The 17,363-nt window shown below is 71.5% G+C and carries 11 protein-coding genes; 1 reads left to right on the forward strand and 10 read right to left on the reverse strand.

Going from position 1 to position 17,363, the window contains the following annotated elements:
• Positions 1–66: 66 nt before the first annotated feature.
• From CELGI_RS09120 to CELGI_RS09135, 4 genes are all read right to left on the reverse strand, one after another.
• Positions 67–504: a type II secretion system protein gene (locus CELGI_RS09120; RefSeq protein WP_013883836.1), complete on the reverse strand. Its 438-nt coding sequence runs from the start codon at positions 502–504 to the stop codon at positions 67–69.
• A 234-nt stretch (positions 505–738) separates the two neighbouring features.
• The gene (locus CELGI_RS09125) at positions 739–1,962 is read right to left on the reverse strand and encodes a type II secretion system F family protein (RefSeq protein WP_013883837.1); all 1,224 of its coding nucleotides are present in this window, start codon (positions 1,960–1,962) and stop codon (positions 739–741) included.
• The gene (locus CELGI_RS17585; protein ID WP_013883838.1) at positions 1,962–3,719 is read right to left on the reverse strand and encodes a type IV pilus twitching motility protein PilT; all 1,758 of its coding nucleotides are present in this window, start codon (positions 3,717–3,719) and stop codon (positions 1,962–1,964) included. The genes CELGI_RS09125 and CELGI_RS17585 overlap by 1 nt, the downstream gene beginning before the upstream one ends.
• A 143-nt stretch (positions 3,720–3,862) precedes the next feature.
• A complete protein-coding gene (locus CELGI_RS09135) occupies positions 3,863–5,536 on the reverse strand; it encodes a GspE/PulE family protein (RefSeq protein ID WP_013883839.1) in 1,674 nt (557 codons plus the stop codon).
• 213 nt (positions 5,537–5,749) lie between these two features.
• Between CELGI_RS09135 and CELGI_RS09140 the strand changes: the two genes are divergently transcribed.
• Positions 5,750–6,451: an alpha/beta fold hydrolase gene (locus CELGI_RS09140; RefSeq protein ID WP_245528079.1), complete on the forward strand. Its 702-nt coding sequence runs from the start codon at positions 5,750–5,752 to the stop codon at positions 6,449–6,451.
• 74 nt (positions 6,452–6,525) lie between these two features.
• Here the strand turns inward: CELGI_RS09140 and pyk are convergent, their stop codons facing one another.
• The 6 genes from pyk to trpB all read right to left on the reverse strand — a co-directional run bounded on the left by pyk (position 6,526) and on the right by trpB (position 17,363).
• Positions 6,526–7,953 carry a pyruvate kinase gene (gene pyk, locus CELGI_RS09145; protein WP_013883841.1) on the reverse strand — a complete coding sequence of 476 codons (1,428 nt, stop codon included), beginning with the start codon at positions 7,951–7,953 and terminating at the stop codon, positions 6,526–6,528.
• A gap of 83 nt (positions 7,954–8,036) precedes the next feature.
• A complete protein-coding gene (locus CELGI_RS09150) occupies positions 8,037–9,518 on the reverse strand; it encodes a glutamate synthase subunit beta (RefSeq protein ID WP_013883842.1) in 1,482 nt (493 codons plus the stop codon).
• Positions 9,511–14,070 (reverse strand): glutamate synthase large subunit, encoded by a 4,560-nt coding sequence (gene gltB, locus CELGI_RS09155; RefSeq protein WP_013883843.1) that lies wholly within the window; start codon positions 14,068–14,070, stop codon positions 9,511–9,513. Before gltB ends, CELGI_RS09150 begins: the two co-directional genes overlap by 8 nt.
• Positions 14,071–14,239: 169 nt before the next feature.
• Complete coding sequence (gene lgt / locus CELGI_RS09160) at positions 14,240–15,265, reverse strand: prolipoprotein diacylglyceryl transferase (protein WP_013883844.1); 1,026 nt, start codon at positions 15,263–15,265, stop codon at positions 14,240–14,242.
• Positions 15,262–16,113 carry a tryptophan synthase subunit alpha gene (gene trpA, locus CELGI_RS09165; protein ID WP_013883845.1) on the reverse strand — a complete coding sequence of 284 codons (852 nt, stop codon included), beginning with the start codon at positions 16,111–16,113 and terminating at the stop codon, positions 15,262–15,264. The genes lgt and trpA overlap by 4 nt, the downstream gene beginning before the upstream one ends.
• Complete coding sequence (gene trpB, locus CELGI_RS09170; RefSeq protein ID WP_049785549.1) at positions 16,110–17,363, reverse strand: tryptophan synthase subunit beta; 1,254 nt, start codon at positions 17,361–17,363, stop codon at positions 16,110–16,112. The genes trpA and trpB overlap by 4 nt, the downstream gene beginning before the upstream one ends.

Genomic DNA, 17,363 nt, shown 5'->3' on the forward strand with positions numbered 1-17,363 from the left:
GGACGTCGGTCTGTCGAAGAAAGGGCGGGAGCCGCAGCTCCCGCCCTTTCTCAGGTGATCGCTAGATCAGCACTGGCCCTCTTCGAGGCCACCGGCGGCGGAGTACTTGTAGCCCTCCGGCGAAGCCGACTTGTCGCCCTTGTCGTTGAAGACCGAGACGCACCACGCGGCGTCGTCGCCGAGGTTGCTCGTGGAGCCGAGCTCGACGTTGGTCGAGGCGTTGCCGACGGGCTCGCCGTTGACCTCCCACTTGCCGGCAGCGGTGTCCAGCGCGACCGTCACGGCGGTGGAGCCGTCCCAGTCGACGAAGTAGGTGGCGACCTCCTTGCCGATGGTCGACACGTCAGCCTTGGCCGCGGAGTCCTCGGCCTTCTTGCGCTGGCTGAGGAAGACCGGGATGGCGATCGCGGCGAGGATGCCGATGATGATCATGACGACGAGGAGCTCGATCAGGGTGAAGCCCTGGTCCTTCTCCTCCATGGACTTGCGAACGCGAGCGATCATGCTGAGCTCCTGAAGTCGAAAGCGGGTGTGTCGTTGTCCAACGCAGTCCGGCCGTGAGGCCGGTTCAGTGGTGCATCCCCCACATCGACCCGCGCAGGGTCGGACTTGAGCCGAAGTTCCGTCCGGCGCCAGATTCACCCGAACGGCGCAGGGTCGTGCGAAACCGCACCAACGCGCACGAACGGCGCCGCCCCGGACATTTCCGGGGGGCGCCGTCCGCAGACGTGAGCCAGGTCACTCGATGAGCGCGAAGATGCCGAAGATCGGCATGTACATGGCGATGACCATCGACCCGATGATCGCGCCGATGACGACGATCATGATCGGCTCGATCAGGCTGGTGAGCTGTTCGGTGGTCGACTCGACCTCGTCGTCGTAGAAGTCGGCGACCTTGCCCAGCATGGTGTCGAGCGCACCCGTGTCCTCACCGACCGCCATCATCTGCACCACCATGGGCGGGAAGACCGGGTGGTGGGACAGCGGGCCCGCAAGCGACTCGCCGCGCCGCACCGACTCCTGGACGTCCTTGCTCGCGCGTTCGATGACGATGTTGCCGCTGGTCTCCCCCACGACGTCCAGCGCCTGCAGCAGCGGGACGCCCGAGTGCAGCATGGTGCCGAAGTTGCGGGTGAACCGTGCGACCGCGATCTTGCGGAACAGGTTGCCGAACACCGGCATCTTGAGCTTGATCGGGTCGAGGCGCTCGCGCACCCCGCGATCGTTCTTGTGCCGCGCCCACCAGACCGAGAAGATCACCAGCCCGACGACCAACGGGAGGATCAGGATCTTCATCGCCTGGGACATCTGCATGAGGATCTTGGTCGGCAGCGGCAGCTCGCCGCCCAGCGTCGTGAACATCCCCGCGAAGACCGGGACGATGAACAGCAGCATGCCGATCGTCGCCAGGATCGCCACGACGAAGACCACGACCGGGTAGGTCATCGCGGACTTGATCTTGTTCCGCAGCTTGACCTCGGCCTCGAAGTTGTCCGCGACGGACACCAGCGCCTTGTCCAGGAAGCCGCCGACCTCGCCGGCCTTGACCATGTTGATCATCAGCGGCGGGAAGATGTGCTCGTGCTTCTGCAGCGCGACGGACAGGGCCGTGCCGACCTCGACGTCGTTGCGCACCTGGCCGATGATCTTGGCGAGCACCTTGCTCTCGGTCTGCTCTGCCAGGATCGACAGGGCACGCAGCAGCGACAGGCCCGAGTCGATCATCGTGGCCATCTGGCGGGACATGACCGCGAGGTCCTTGAGCGAGACGCGGTCACCGCCGATGTTGATCTCGCGGTTCAGGCCGGTGGCGCTGACCTCGCTGATCGACACCGCGGCGAGGCCCATGTCCCGCAGCCGGTTCGCGACGGCCGCCTGGTTGGGAGCCTCGACGCGGCCCTTGACGAGCTTTCCGGACTTGTCCCGGACCGCGTACTCGAACGTCTTCGCCTCGGCGGACATCACTTCACCTGCCCGGTGGTCATCGGCGCGCCCGTCATGATCGGGTCGGCCAGGTTGGTCGCGCCCTGCGTGGCGCCCGAGAACCGGCCGGTGAGCCGGTTGTAGTCCTCGGCGTGGTGGCACTTCTCGAGCCCGACCTCGTAGGAGATCTTGCCCTGCTTGACCAGCTCCGCCAGGTGCTGGTCCATCGTGTGCATGCCCTGCTTGGCGCCGGCCTGCATCGCGGAGTAGATCTGGTGCGTCTTGCCCTCACGGATGAGGTTACGGATCGCGGGCGTGGCCACCAGCACCTCGGTCGCGACGGCACGTCCCGGTGAGTCGGCCCGCTTGCACAGCGTCTGGCACACGACGCCCTGGATCGCGCCCGCGAGCTGCGTGCGCACCTGGTCCTGCTGGTGGGACGGGAAGACATCGATCACGCGGTCGATCGTCTGGGCCGCGTCCTGGGTGTGCAGCGTCGCGAACACGAGGTGGCCGGTCTCGGCGGCCGTGAGGGCCACCGAGATGGTCTCGAGGTCGCGCATCTCGCCGACCAGGATGATGTCCGGGTCCTGACGCAGCACGTGCTTGAGCGCGTTCGCGAAGGACAGCGTGTCGGCGCCCACCTCACGCTGGTTCACCAGCGACTTCTTGTGGCGGTGGAGGAACTCGATCGGGTCCTCGACCGTCATGATGTGGTCCTCGCGGGTCCGGTTCGCCAGGTCGACGATCGCCGCGAGCGTCGTCGACTTGCCCGAGCCCGTGGGCCCCGTGACCAGGACCAGACCACGCGGCAGGCCGGAGAAGTTCGCGACGACGGCGGGGACGCCGAGGTCCTCCAGCGGCTTGATCTCGTACGGGATCACCCGGAAGGCCGCGCCGATCGACTCGCGCTGCTGGTACAGGTTCACGCGGAAGCGTGCGAGGCCCCGGACCGCGTGCGAGAAGTCGAGCTCGAGGTTCGCCTCGTAGGTCTCGCGCTGCTTCTGGGTGAGGATCGAGTAGAGCGTCCTGCGCAGCGGCTCGGGGCTCATGGTGCCGAAGCCCTCGAGCGGCTTGAGCGCACCGGAGATCCGCACCATCGGCGGAGCGCCGGTGGTCAGGTGGACGTCCGACGCCCCCATCTCGACCATGCGGGCGAGCACCTCGTCGATCGCGACGTCGCCGTCGTGCGACTCCTGGGCGAGCCCGATACGGCCGCCACCACGCTCGCGACGCGGCTGCTGCTGAGCGGGTGCCGCGGGCGTCGTGGGTGCGGCGGGCGCGGGCTGCTGCGGTGCCGGCAGGAACGTCCCCGCCGGACCGCCGGGGACCGGAGCTGCGGGCACATGAGCCGTGGACTGCGAGGGCACCGGCGTGAAGACGGTCGTCGCCGTCGCGGTCGCCGGCGTGAAGGTCGCGCCCGGCGGGGCGGGCGCCACGGGCGTGCCCCCGGGCGAGAACGTCGCGCCCGCCGCCGGGGTGAAGGTCGGGTGCGCCGCGCTCCCGGCGCTCGGCACCTGGCCGGGGAACTGCTCGCGGGCCGCCGCGACCGAGACCGCGGGTGCGGGCGCGTACCCGCCGGGCGGTGTCACGGGGGCGTGCTGCGGTGCAGGCGGATACGTCGATGCCGGGGCGACGGCCGGTGCGGTGTGCTGCTCGGGCGTCGGCGCCCCCACCGACTGGGACGGGATGGGCGAGAACATCGGCTGCCCGGGCGCGCCGGCCTGCGGGCCCGCGGGCCGGTAGGGCGGCAACGGGCGCGTGGGCTCGCCCGACGGCTGGTAGTGCTCGCTCACGTCGTTCCCCTTCCGGGTGTCGCGCAGCGCGCGACGGTATGTCGGCCACGTGGCCCTGGTCGTGTCATCGGCGGTCGGGATGCCCGACTTGAGTGGACCGCACCGCGGAGTTCACGGCCGCCGGGATCCCCTCGCGCTCGCCCTCACGCGACGACGCGCAGGATCTCCTCGATCGACGTCTGGCCCAGCGCGACCTTGTACCAGCCGTCGTTGCGGAGCGTCGTCATGCCCTGCTTGACCGCGGTGGCCGCGATGTCGGCGGCGGACGAGTGCGCCACCGCGTGCCGCTCGATCTCCTCGGTGACACGCATGACCTCGTGCAGCGCGAGACGGCCCTTGTAGCCCGTCTTCGAGCACGAGGTGCACCCGCCGGGACGGAACAGCTCGGGCAGCGGTTCGCCCGGGACCCACGGGAATCGGGCGGCCTCCATCTCCTCCGGGGAGGGCTGGTAGGCGACCTTGCACTTCGGGCACAGGCGGCGCGCGAGTCGCTGCGCGACCACGCAGTCGAGCGCGGACCCGACGAGGAAGGGCTCGATGCCCATCTCCGTCAGGCGCGTGACCGCCGAGGGTGCGTCGTTGGTGTGCAGCGTCGAGAGCACCAGGTGGCCGGTGAGCGCCGCCTCGATCGCGATCTGCGCGGTCTCGTGGTCACGGATCTCACCGAGGAGCACGACGTCCGGGTCGGACCGCAGGATCGAGCGCAGCGCGGCCGCGAACGTGAGCCCCGCCTTCGGGTTGACCTGCACCTGGTTGATGCCCGCGAGCCGGTACTCGACGGGGTCCTCGACCGTGATGACGTTGATGTCGGGCTTGGAGACCGCGTTGAGCGTCGCGTACAGCGTGGTCGACTTGCCCGAACCGGTCGGGCCGGTGACCAGGATCATGCCGTACGGCTTGGTGTACGACTCCTGGTACGACTCGAAGTTGTGGTCGAGGAAGGACAGGTCCCGCAGGTCGAGGCTGGCCGTGGAGTTGTCGAGGATTCGCATGACGATCTTCTCGCCCCAGACCGTGGGCAGCGTCGCGACGCGGAGGTCGATCTTGCGGCCGTTGTGCACCACGGACATGCGGCCGTCCTGCGGCTTGCGCTTCTCCGCGATGTCGATGTCGCTCATGATCTTCACGCGCGAGATCACGCCGCCCGTGATGTTCTTGGGTGAGCGCTGCGTCTCGTGGAGCACGCCGTCGATGCGGTAACGGACCCGCAGGTCGTGCTCGGTCGGCTCGATGTGGATGTCCGAGGCGCGGTCGGTGATCGCCTGCGTGACGAGCAGGTTGACGTACCGGACGATGGGCGCGTCGTCGTCGACGAAGTCGCCCATCTTCGACAGGTCGGCCTCAGGCTCGGCCTGCGCCTCCTCGAACGCGGACGAGAGGTTCTCCATCTCGCCGTCGGCGCGAACGAACCGGTCGATCGCTCGCACCACGTTGTCGTACGTGGAGATCACCGGGGTCACCGGCATGCCGGAGACGGTGCGCACGTCGTCGACCGCCATGACGTTGCCGGGATCGGCGGTCGCGAGGATGAGGACGCCGTTCTGGACCGCGATCGGCAGGACGGTGTACCGGCGGCAGAGCGCACCCGGCACCATCGCGACGGCTGCGCGGTCCACCGGGTGCTCGTCGAGGTCGATGAACTGCATGCCGACCTGCGAGGCGAGCGCGGCGACGAGCTGGTTCTCGGTCAGCATGCCGAGCTCGACGAGCGTGCGACCGAGCGACGTGCCCGAGGCCAGCTGCTCGTCGAGCGCGGCCAGGAGCTGCCCCTCGGTGACCAGACCTTCCTCGAGCAGGATCTCGCCCAGCTGCTTCACGGCACCTCCCAGTGGTACGGGTGTCGACACCCGCGCGGGAGTCGTCTTCGGACGTATCGGCAGCGCCGGGCCCCGCCCTGAGGCGGAACGGCTCACGACCTGGGGTGAGGAGCGGCACGTCCCGCGGAGGTCGTGTGCGTGCGCGGGATTCACCCGTGGCAGCGCGCCGCGCGCGACGTACGCTCCCGGCAGCCCTCTCCCTCTGTCCCCTTTGTGGAGCCCGTCATCGACACGTCCCCCGCGCCGGCCGCGCCCCGGCCCGTCGTGCTCGTGCACGGCACGCGCACGTCGCACGCGATCTGGCGCGACCAGGTCGCGGAGCTCGCCCGACGCGGCCACCCGACGCACGCGGTCGACCTGCCGGGGCACGGCGCACGGTCCGACGAGCGCTTCACGCTGGACGGCGCGCTGGCCACGATCGACGCCGCGGTCGCGGCGTGCGCCGGCCCCCCGCTGCTGGTGGGGCTGTCGCTCGGCGGGTACGCGAGCCTGGCCTACGCGGGGCGCCACGAGGGCCGGGTCGCGGGTCTGCTGCTGGCGGGCTGCTCGACGCAGACCCGTGGCCCGCTGCTACGTGCCTACCGCCGCGCCTCGGTGTGGGTGACGTCGGTGCTGCCTCTCGGCCGGGGCACGTGGCACGTGGTGGCCGACATGCTCGACGCGGTGGCCGCCTGCTCACCGGTCGCGGACCTGCGGCGCGTCCGCGTCCCCGTGTGGCTCGTCAACGGGCGGCGCGACCCGCTGCGGCTCGAGGAACGGCGCTTCCTGCGCGCGCACCGGGGCGCGCGGCTCACCGTGGTGCCGCGTGCCGGTCACGACGTCAACGCGCACGCACCGGCCGCGTTCAACGCCGTCATGCTCGCGGCGCTGGCCGAGCTCTCCCCCGCCCCGGTCCGCGCCCCTGCACCCGCCTGACCGAGCCGGGCATGACGAAGGCCCGTGGGCCGGTCCCTGCTCGGACCGGCCCACGGGCCTTCGGGTGCGTGACGTCAGGCGATGCGCTCGGACTCGTCGCCGATCTTGTGCACGACGATCGAGTTCGTCGAACCGACGACGCCGACGGGCGCACCCGAGACGACGACGACGTAGTCGCCCTGCTCCGCGAGGCCGTTCGCCTGGAGCGTCTTGTCGACCTGGTCCACCATCTCGTCGGTGCTGCCGACCTGCGGGACCTGGTAGGTCTGCACGCCCCAGCTGAGCGACATGACGTTGCGGACCGACTCGACGGGCGTGAACGCCAGCAGCGGGATCGGGGACCGCAGGCGCGACATGCGGCGGGCCGAGTCGCCCGACTGCGTGAACGTGACGAGGTACTTCACGCCGATGCGCTCACCGATCTCGGCCGCGGCACGCGTGATGGCACCACCGCGCGTGTGCGGGGTCGAGCCGAGCGGGGCGATCCGCTCGCGGCCCAGCTGCTCGGTCGCCTCGATGATGCGCGCCATGGTGCGCACCGTCTCGATCGGGAAGTCACCCACGCTGGTCTCGCCCGAGAGCATGACCGCGTCGGCGCCGTCGAGCACCGCGTTGGCGCAGTCGGACGTCTCGGCGCGCGTCGGGCGCGGGTTCGTCGTCATGGACTCGAGGACCTGCGTCGCCACGATGACCGGCTTGGCGTTGCGACGGGCCAGCTCGACCGCGCGCTTCTGGACCAGCGGGACCTGCTCGAGCGGCAGCTCGACGCCCAGGTCGCCGCGCGCGACCATGATGCCGTCGAACGCGTTGACGATCTCGGCGAGGTTGTCGACCGCCTGCGGCTTCTCGACCTTGGCGATGACCGGGACGATCCGGCCCTCCTCCTCCATGATCTGGCGCACACGGTCGTAGTCCGCGGCCGACCGCACGAAGGACAGCGCGATGAAGTCCGCGCCCTGGGCCAGGCCCCAGCGCAGGTCCGTCTCGTCCTTGTCGCTCATCGCGGGCACGGAGACCGCGACGCCGGGCAGGTTGAGGCCCTTGTTGTTCGAGACGGTGCCGGGCACCTCGACGCGCGTGTGGACGTCGTTGCCGACGACCTCGATCACGCGGACGAGGACCTTGCCGTCGTCGATGAGGATCGGGTCGCCGGGGCTCACGTCACCGGTGAGGCCCTTGAACGTCGTCGAGACGCGCTCCTTGGTGCCCTCGACGTCGTCGACCGTGATGGTGAAGGCGTCGCCGACCGCGAGGTCGTGCTTGCCCTCGATGAACCGGCCCAGGCGGATCTTCGGGCCCTGCAGGTCGACCAGGACGGCGACCGAGCGGCCCGACGCCTGGGCGGCGGCGCGGACGTTCTTGATGACCTTGGCGTGCTCCTCGGGCTCGCCGTGGCTCCGGTTGATGCGCGCGACGTCCATGCCGGCGTCGACCAACGCCTGGATCATGTCGAGCGACTCCGTGGCCGGGCCGAGGGTGCAGACGATCTTTGCTCTACGCATGAAGGCGAGCCTATGCCTTTCGGGGGAAGGTGGTTCGGTCCGAACGTCCCGTCGGACCGCCTGGGCCCGCCGGTAGGGGGGAATCAGGGGCGCAGCGCCGTGGTGCTGGCGGTCACGGGGCGGGGCAGCTCGGTCGCGCCCGACAGGTACGTGTCGACCGCCGCGGCGGCCGCTCGGCCCTCGGCGATCGCCCAGACCACGAGCGACTGCCCGCGGCCGGCGTCACCCGCGACGAACACGCCCGGGACGGTCGTCGCGAAGTCCTCGGTGCGGGCGACCGCGCCACGTGCCGTGAGCTCGACACCCAGCTGCGCGGTGAGTGCCTCGGTCTCGGGTCCCGTGAAGCCCATGGCGACCAGGACGAGGTCCGCGGGGATCTCGCGCTCGGTCCCGGGGGTGGGGACGCGGCGCCCGTCCGGCAGGTACTCCGTGGTCGCGAGCCGCAGACCCGCGACCCGCTCGCCCGCGGCGTCCGGCACGAACGCGACCGTCGAGGCCAGGTACGCGCGCTCGCCGCCCTCCTCGTGCGAGGACGAGACCTCGAACACGATCGGGTCGGTGGGCCAGGGCTGCGTGGCCGGGCGCTCGGTCGGCGGCTTCTTGCCGATCGCGAGCGTCGTGACCGACGCGGCACCCTGGCGCAGCGCGGTGCCCAGGCAGTCCGACCCGGTGTCACCGCCGCCGATGATGACGACGTGCTTGCCGTGCGCGCTGATCGGGGTCAGGCCCAGCGCGACCGGGTCCTTGCCCGCCGCGACCGCGTTGGCCGGGTGCAGGTAGTCCATGGCCGGGTGCACGCCCGCGAGCTCGTGGCCCGGGACACGCAGCTCACGCGGCACGGTCGCACCCGTGGCCACGACGATCGCGTCGTACCGCGACTGCAGCTGCTGCCACGTGAGCTCGCGCCCGATCTCGACACCCGCCCGGAACCGCGTGCCCTCGGCCGTCATCTGCGCGATGCGTCGGTCGATGTGGTGCTTCTCGAGCTTGAAGTCCGGCACGCCGTACCGCAGCAGGCCGCCGATCTCGTCGTCCCGCTCGTACACGGCCACCGTGTGGCCCGCACGCGTCAGCTGCTGGGCCGCGGCCAGACCCGCGGGGCCCGAACCGACGACGGCCACGGTGTGCCCCGTGAGCCGCTGCGGCACCTGCGGCGTGACCAGGCCGCGGTCGAAGGCCTCGTCGATGATCGAGACCTCGATGTTCTTGATCGTCACGGGCGGCTGGTTGATGCCGAGCACGCACGACGACTCGCACGGCGCGGGACAGATCCGCCCGGTGAACTCGGGGAAGTTGTTGGTCGCGTGCAGGCGCTCGATCGCGTCGGCCCACTGACCACGCCACACCAGGTCGTTCCACTCGGGGATGAGGTTCCCCAGCGGGCAGCCGTTGTGGCAGAACGGGACGCCGCAGTCCATGCAGCGGCCCGCCTGCTCCGTGAGGAACGGCTGGCCCTCCTGCAGGTGCGCGTGCACGTCCTTCCAGTCGCGGATGCGCACCTCGACCGGGCGGTTCGGCGGGAGCTCGCGCTCCCGCACCTTCAGGAAGCCACGGTGGTCAGCCACGGGCCACCTCCAGGATGCGGTCCCACATGCCGGGCGCGGTCGGGTCGACCCCGTCCGCCTCGGCCTGGGCGAGCGCCCGGCGGACCCGGGCGAACTCGGTGGGCAGGAGTCGGGTGAAGCGCGGACGCCAGTCGCCCGCGAGCAGCTCGGCCGCGACGGGAGAGCCGGTCTCCTCGAGGTGGCGCCGCAGGAGCGACTCGACCAGCGTGGCGTCCTCGTCGTCCAGCGCGTCGAGCGACAGCTCGCCGGTGCGCACCGCGTCCGTGTTGACGAGCGCCGGGACCAGGTCGAGCACGTAGGACGTGCCACCGGACATGCCCGCACCGAAGTTGCGACCCGTCCGGCCCAGGACCACCACGGTGCCACCGGTCATGTACTCGCAGCCGTGGTCCCCCACGCCCTCGACCACGAGCGTGGCACCGGAGTTGCGCACGCCGAACCGCTCGCCGACGAGCCCGCGCAGGAAGATCTCGCCCGACGTCGCGCCGTATCCGATCACGTTGCCCGCGATCACGTTGTGCTCGGAGGACAGCACCGCGTTGCGGTCCGGCCGGACCACGATGCGACCGCCCGACAGACCCTTGCCGACGTAGTCGTTCGCGTCGCCGAACAGGCGCAGCGTGATGCCGCGCGGCAGGAACGCCCCGAAGGACTGCCCCGCCGAACCGGTGAGCGACACGTCGATCGTGCCGTCCGGCAGGCCGGCACCCGCATACCGCTTGGTCACCTCGTGGCCGAGCATGGTGCCGACCGTGCGGTTGACGTTGCGCACGGGCAGCTCGATGCGCACGGGCTGCGCGTTCTCGAGCGCGTCGGACGCGAGCGAGATCAGCCGGTTGTCGAGCGCGCGGTCCAGGCCGTGGTCCTGCAGCTTGGTCTGGTGCAGCGCCGACCCGGGCAGCGGCTGGGGCTGGGCCAGCACAGGCGTCAGGTCGAGGCCCTCGGCCTTCCAGTGGTCGATCGCGGCGCGCGTGTCGAGCAGCTCGACGTGCCCGACCGCCTCCAGCAGCGTGCGGAAGCCGAGCGCGGCCAGGTGCTCACGCACCTCGGTCGCGATGAACTCGAAGAACGCCTCGACGAACTCGGGCTTGCCGGTGAACCGCGCGCGCAGCTCGGGGTTCTGCGTCGCGACGCCCACCGGGCACGTGTCCAGGTGGCAGACGCGCATCATGATGCAGCCGCTGACCACGAGCGGGGCGGTCGCGAAGCCGAACTCCTCCGCGCCCAGCAGCGCGCCGATGACGACGTCGCGCCCGGTCTTGAGCTGGCCGTCGACCTGCACCACGACGCGGTCCCGCAGGTCGTTGAGGACGAGGGTCTGCTGCGTCTCGGCCAGGCCGATCTCCCACGGCGTGCCCGCGTGCTTGAGCGACGTCAGCGGGCTCGCACCCGTACCGCCGTCGTGGCCCGAGATCAGCACCACGTCCGAGTGCGCCTTGGCCACGCCCGCCGCGATCGTGCCGACGCCGAACTCCGAGACGAGCTTGGTGTGGATGCGCGCGCGGGGGTTGGCGTTCTTCGCGTCGTGGATCAGCTGCGCGAGGTCCTCGATCGAGTAGATGTCGTGGTGCGGCGGCGGCGAGATGAGTCCCACACCGGGCGTGGAGTGCCGCGTCTTGGCGACCCACGGGTACACCTTGTGGCCCGGCAGCTGACCGCCCTCGCCCGGCTTGGCGCCCTGCGCGAGCTTGATCTGGATGTCGTCGGCGTTCGTCAGGTACTCCGACGTCACGCCGAACCGGCCCGAGGCGATCTGCTTGATCGCGGACCGGCGCACCGGGTCGTGCAGCCGCTCGGGGTCCTCGCCGCCCTCGCCCGTGTTGGACTTCGCGCCCAGGCGGTTCATCGCGACCGCGAGCGTCTCGTGCGCCTCGGCGGAGATCGAGCCGTAGGACATCGCACCCGTGCTGAACCGCTTGACGATCTCGCTCACGGGCTCGACCTCGTCGAGCGGCACGGGCTCGCGCACGCCGTCCTTGAACGTCAGCAGGCCGCGCAGCGTCATGAGCCGCGACGACTGCTCGTCGACGCGGTGCGTGTACTCGCGGAACACGTCCATCTGACGCGTGCGCGTCGAGTGCTGCAGCCGGAACACCGTCTCGGGGTCGAACAGGTGGTCCTCGCCGTCCCGGCGCCACTGGTACTCGCCACCCACCGCGAGCCGCTGGTGCGGCTGGCGGTTGCCGGACGCGGGGTACGCGTCGGCGTGCCGCGCCGCGACCTCGGCCGCGATCACGTCGAGCCCGATGCCGCCCAGGCGGCTCGTCGTCCCGGTGAAGTACCGGTCGACGAGCGGCTGCGACAGCCCGATGGCCTCGAACACCTGCGCGCCCCGGTAGGACGCGATCGTCGAGATGCCCATCTTCGACATGACCTTGAGGACGCCCTTGCCGAGCGCCTTGATGAGGTTCTTGACGGCCTTCTCCGGCCCGACCTCGCCCAGGTACCCGTGCCGTGCCAGGTCCTCGACCGTCTCCATGGCCAGGTACGGGTTGACCGCGGCGGCGCCGTACCCGATGAGCAGCGCGACGTGGTGCACCTCGCGCACGTCGCCGGCCTCGACGACGAGCGAGATCTGCGTGCGCGTGTGGCGGCGCAGCGTGTGGTGGTGCACCGCGCTCAGCAGCAGGAGCGACGGGATGGGGGCGAGCTCGGCGTCTCCGTTGCGGTCCGACAGGACCAGGAAGCTCACGCCGTCCGCGACCGCCTGGTCCACCTCGGCGAAGATCTCCTCGAGGCGCGCCTCGAGCGCCTGGCCGCCGCCGGAGGCCCGGTACAGGCCACGGATCGTCGTGGTGCGGAAGCCGTGCCGCGGCTCCTTGGCGACGTGCACGATCTTGGCGAGCTGGTCGTTGTCCAGCACCGGGAACGGCAGCACGAGCTTGCGCGCGTGCTCGGGACCGTCGACGAGCAGGTTCGGCTCGGGGCCGATGGCGCCGCCGATCGCGGTCACGAGCTCCTCGCGGATCGCGTCCAGCGGCGGGTTGGTCACCTGCGCGAACATCTGCGTGAAGTAGTCGAACAGCAGGCGCGGACGCTGCGAGAGGACCGCGACGGGCGTGTCCGAACCCATGGCGCCGAGCGGCTCGGCACCGTTGGCCGCCATGGGGGTCAGGAGGATCTTGAGCTCCTCCTCGGTGTAGCCGAACGCGCGCTGCCGGCGCCGCACGGACGCGGCCGAGTGCGCGACGTGGTCGCGCTCGGGCAGCTGCTCGAGGAAGACCGAGTTCTCCTGCACCCACTGCGCGTACGGCCGCTGGGCCGCGAGCTGGGCCTTGATCTCGTCGTCCTCGATGATCCGGCCCTGGCCCGTGTCCACCAGGAACATCCGGCCGGGCTCGAGGCGCCCCTTCGCGACGACGGTCGCGGGGTCCAGGTCGAGCACGCCCGCCTCGGACGCACACACGACCAGACCGTCCTCGGTCACCCAGTACCGGCCGGGGCGCAGGCCGTTGCGGTCCTGCACCGAGCCGATCAGCGTGCCGTCGGTGAACGTCATCGCCGCGGGGCCGTCCCACGGCTCCATGAGCGTCGAGTGGTACTCGTAGAAGGCCCGGCGCGCGGGATCCATCTGGGCGTGGTTCTCCCAGGCCTCCGGGATCATCATCATGATCGCGTGCGGGAGCGACCGGCCGCCCAGGTGCAGCAGCTCGAGCACCTCGTCGAAGCTGCCCGAGTCCGAACCACCGGGCGTGCACACCGGCAGGAGCGGCGCCAGGTCGCCGAGCGCGTCCGAGGCGAGCATGCCCTCACGCGCCGCGACCCAGTTGCGGTTGCCGCGCACCGTGTTGATCTCACCGTTGTGCGCGACCAGCCGGAACGGCTGCGCGAGCGGCCAGGACGGGAACGTGTTCGTCGAGAACCGCGAGTGGACCAGCGCGATCTCGGTCGCGTACCGCGGGTCGGACAGGTCGGCGAAGAACGGCTCGAGCTGGCCGGTGGTCAGCATGCCCTTGTACGCGATGGTGCGCGAGGACAGCGACGCGAAGTAGATGCCGTGCTCGCGCTCGGCACGCTTGCGCAGCCGGAACGCGCGGCGGTCCAGGTCGATGCCGGACAGCTCGCGCGACGGGTCCGCCACCACGAGCTGGCGGAAGAACGGCATCGACGCGCGTGCCGTCGGGCCCACCAGGTCGGCCGTGACGACGACGTCGCGCCACGCGAGCACGTCGAGCTTCTCCTCCGCCGCGACGGCCTCGAGCGCCGCGACCACGGCCGCGCGCTCGGCCTCGTCGGCGGGCAGGAACGCCATGCCGATCGCGTAGAAACCGGCGGCCGGCAGGTCCGCGTCGACCACGTCGCGCAGGAACGCGTCGGGGATCTGGGTGAGGATGCCGGCGCCGTCGCCCGAGTCCTCCTCCGCACCCACCGCGCCGCGGTGGTCGAGGTTGAGCAGCGCCGTGAGGCCCGCGTCGACGATGTCGCGCCCGGGCGTCCCGCGCAGCGTCGCGACGAACGCGAAGCCACAGGCGTCGTGCTCGGCCGACGCGTCGTACAGGGGGTACGACGCGAGGTCGAGCGACGTGCTCGGCAGACCGCTGGGCGACGTCATCTCAAACCGTCCTCACAGTGCCCCGGGCGGGCCGGGGTATCGCACGAACTCGGGGGGATCGGGACGTCGTCGGCCCTGGGTGCTGGGCGACGATACAACCCGACCGATCGGGTGGCGGCATCGCCCTTCGTGACCTGGGTCACAGCCGAGGCCGACCGGCGCCGCCTGATCAGCGGGTCAGTCGATCGTCCTCATCCGACGACCCGGCGCGTTCGTCGGCCGCCGTCTCGTCGTCCAGGACGTGGTCCGGGTCCCGGGCGTGGTCGCCGGGCCGGTCCGCGTCCTGCTGGTGCTTCTCGAGCCGACCGTCGCCGACCTGCTCGTCAGCCTGCTCGTCGTCCTGCTGGGAGGGGGGTGTCAGCAGGAGGGTGGTCTCGCGTCCGGGATGGCGGCGCCCGACCACGACGAACGCTACCAGCGCGCCGAGACCCACCAGGATCGACGTCCAGACGTTGATCCGCAGCCCCAGGAAGCCGTGCGCGGGGTCGATCCGGAGCATCTCGATCCACAGCCGGCCGGTGGTGTAGACCACCACGTAGAGCCAGAACACGCGGCCGCGGCCCAGCCGGAACCGGCGGTCCGCCCACACCAGCAACGCCGCGCCCGCGAGGTTCCACACCATCTCGTACAGGAACGTCGGGTGGAACAGCGTCCCGGCGGGGTGGCCGGCCGCGATCGCGACCGCGTCGTCCACCTGCAGACCCCAGGGCAGCGTGGTCGGTCCGCCGAACAGCTCCTGGTTGAACCAGTTGCCGAGGCGACCGATCGCCTGCGCGACGAGCAGGCCGGGAGCCAGCGCGTCGGCGAACGAGTCGAGCCGGACGCCCTGCTTGCGGCAGCCGATCCACGCACCGACCGCGCCGAGCGCGACGGCACCCCAGATGCCGAGGCCGCCCTCCCAGATGGCGAACGCACGCAGCGGCTCGCCGCCCTCGCCGAAGTACGCGTCGGGGGACGTGATGACGTGGTAGATCCGGCCGCCGACGATGCCGAACGGCACGGCCCAGAACGTGATCTCGAGGACCTGGTCGGGGTCTCCCCCGCGCTCCTTCCAGCGCCGCTGCGTCATCACGAGCGCGACGACGATGCCGACGAGGATCGCGAGCGCGTACGCGCGCACCGGCAGCGGGCCGAGGTGCCACACGCCCTGCGACGGGCTCGGGATGGCCGCGGGCAGCAGTGCCGCGGCGCTCATGCGGCACCGCCGCGCGACGCGGACCGCACGCCCTGCGCGAGCGCGGCGGTCACGTCCGCGAGCCGGTCCAGCCCGGCGTTCTCGTCGGGGGCCTCGACGAGCGCGCGCACGAGCGCCGACCCGACGATGACCCCGTCCGCGTAGGACGCGACCTGCGCCGCCTGCTCGGGCCGCGAGACGCCCACGCCGACGCAGACGCGGGGCGCCCCGGCCGCGCGCGCATCGGCGACGAGCTGCTCGGCACGCGCACCCACCGTGGTCCGCTCGCCCGTCACGCCCATCGTGGAGGCCGCGTACACGAAGCCGCGCGAGGCCGCCACGGTGCTCGCGAGGCGCTCGGGCGTCGAGCTCGGGGCCACCAGGAACACCCGGTCCAGCCCGTGCGCGTCGGACGCCGCGATCCACTCCGCGGCCTCGTCGGGGATGAGGTCCGGCGTGATCATGCCCGCACCGCCCGCGGCCGCGAGGTCACGCGCGTACGCCTCGACCCCGTAGCGCAGCACCAGGTTCCAGTAGGTCATGACCACCACGGGCGCACCGCGGCCCGCCACCTGCTCGACCGCATGCAGCGTGTCGCGCACGCGCGTGCCCTGCTGCAGCGCGACGTCGACGGCCCGCTGGATGACCGGCCCGTCCATCACGGGGTCGGTGTACGGCATGCCGAGCTCGACCACGTCCGCACCCGCGTCGATCATGGTGCGCACGGCCTGCACCGAGCCGGGCACCGTGGGGTAGCCGACGGGCAGGTAGCCGATCAGCGCCGCACGGCCCTGGGCAGCGAGCCCGTCGAGCAGCGGACCCGTGGTCCCGGTCGCGAGGCCGTCCGTGGCCACGTCCGTCCCGCTCACTGGTCACCCTCCGCATGCTCGTCGTCCAGCAGCCCGAACCAGCGCGCGGCCGTCGCGACGTCCTTGTCGCCGCGACCGGACAGGTTGACCAGGATGACCGGCTCGTCCGACCACTGCGTGGCCTGCGGGCCGATCTGGATCGCACCCGCGAGGGCGTGCGCCGACTCGATCGCCGGGATGATGCCCTCCGTCCGGCACAGCAGGCGGAAGGCCGTCATCGCCTCGTCGTCCGAGACCGGCTGGTACGTGGCGCGGCCGATGTCGTGCAGCCACGCGTGCTCGGGGCCGACGCTCGGGTAGTCCAGGCCCGCCGAGACCGAGTGGCTCGGGACCGTCTGCCCGTCCTCGTCCTGCAGCAGGTAGGAGCGGGCGCCGTGCAGGACCCCGGGGAACCCGCCCGAGAAGCGCGCGGCGTGGTCCCCCGCGGACAGCCCGCGCCCGCCGGCCTCGAAGCCGAACAGCCGGACGTCCGCGTCGTCCAGGAACGCGTTGAAGATGCCCATCGCGTTCGAGCCGCCTCCGACGCACGCGGCGACCGCGTCCGGCAGCCGCCCGATCTCGCCGAGCAGCTGCGCGCGTGCCTCCTCACCGATGACCTTGTGGAAGTCGCGCACCATCTCCGGGAACGGGTGCGGACCCGTGACGGTTCCCAGCAGGTAGTGCGTCGTCTCGACGTTGGCGACCCAGTCGCGCAGCGCCTCGTTGATCGCGTCCTTGAGCGTGCGCGTCCCGATGGTCACCGGGATCACCTCGGCGCCGAGCAGCCGCATGCGCGCGACGTTGAGCGCCTGGCGCTGCGTGTCCTCCTCGCCCATGTACACGGTGCACTCGAGGCCGAGCAGCGCGGCCGCGGTCGCGGTCGCGACGCCGTGCTGACCCGCTCCCGTCTCCGCGATCACGCGCGTCTTGCCCAGTCGCTTGACCAGCAGCGCCTGGCCCAGCACGTTGTTGATCTTGTGCGAGCCGGTGTGGTTCAGGTCCTCGCGCTTGAGGAACACGCGCACGCCCGCACCGACGTGCGCCGCGAAGCGCGGCACCTCCGTCAGCGGGCTCGGCCGACCGGTGTACGTGCGGTGCAGGCGCGCGAGCTCGGCACCGAACGCCGGGTCCGTCAACGCCTTGTGGTACGCGGTGTCGATCTCGTCCAGCGCCGCGATGAGCGCCTCCGGGACGAAGCGTCCGCCGAACTCGCCCCAGTACGGCCCGACGTGCGTGGCGAGCAGGCCCGCGCGCACCTCCTGCCCGGGCAC

It is taken from the genome of Cellulomonas gilvus ATCC 13127 (assembly GCF_000218545.1).
GTDB lineage: Bacteria > Actinomycetota > Actinomycetes > Actinomycetales > Cellulomonadaceae > Cellulomonas > Cellulomonas gilvus.

Bases quoted from the DNA above. Each gene is read 5' to 3' on its own strand.
- lgt (WP_013883844.1), bottom strand. From the start codon at position 15,265: ATGAGCGCCGCGGCACTGCTGCCCGCGGCCATCCCGAGCCCGTCGCAG.
- pyk (WP_013883841.1), bottom strand. From the start codon at position 7,953: ATGCGTAGAGCAAAGATCGTCTGCACCCTCGGCCCGGCCACGGAGTCG.
- CELGI_RS09125 (WP_013883837.1), bottom strand. From the start codon at position 1,962: ATGTCCGCCGAGGCGAAGACGTTCGAGTACGCGGTCCGGGACAAGTCC.
- CELGI_RS09120 (WP_013883836.1), bottom strand. From the start codon at position 504: ATGATCGCTCGCGTTCGCAAGTCCATGGAGGAGAAGGACCAGGGCTTC.
- gltB (WP_013883843.1), bottom strand. From the start codon at position 14,070: ATGACGTCGCCCAGCGGTCTGCCGAGCACGTCGCTCGACCTCGCGTCG.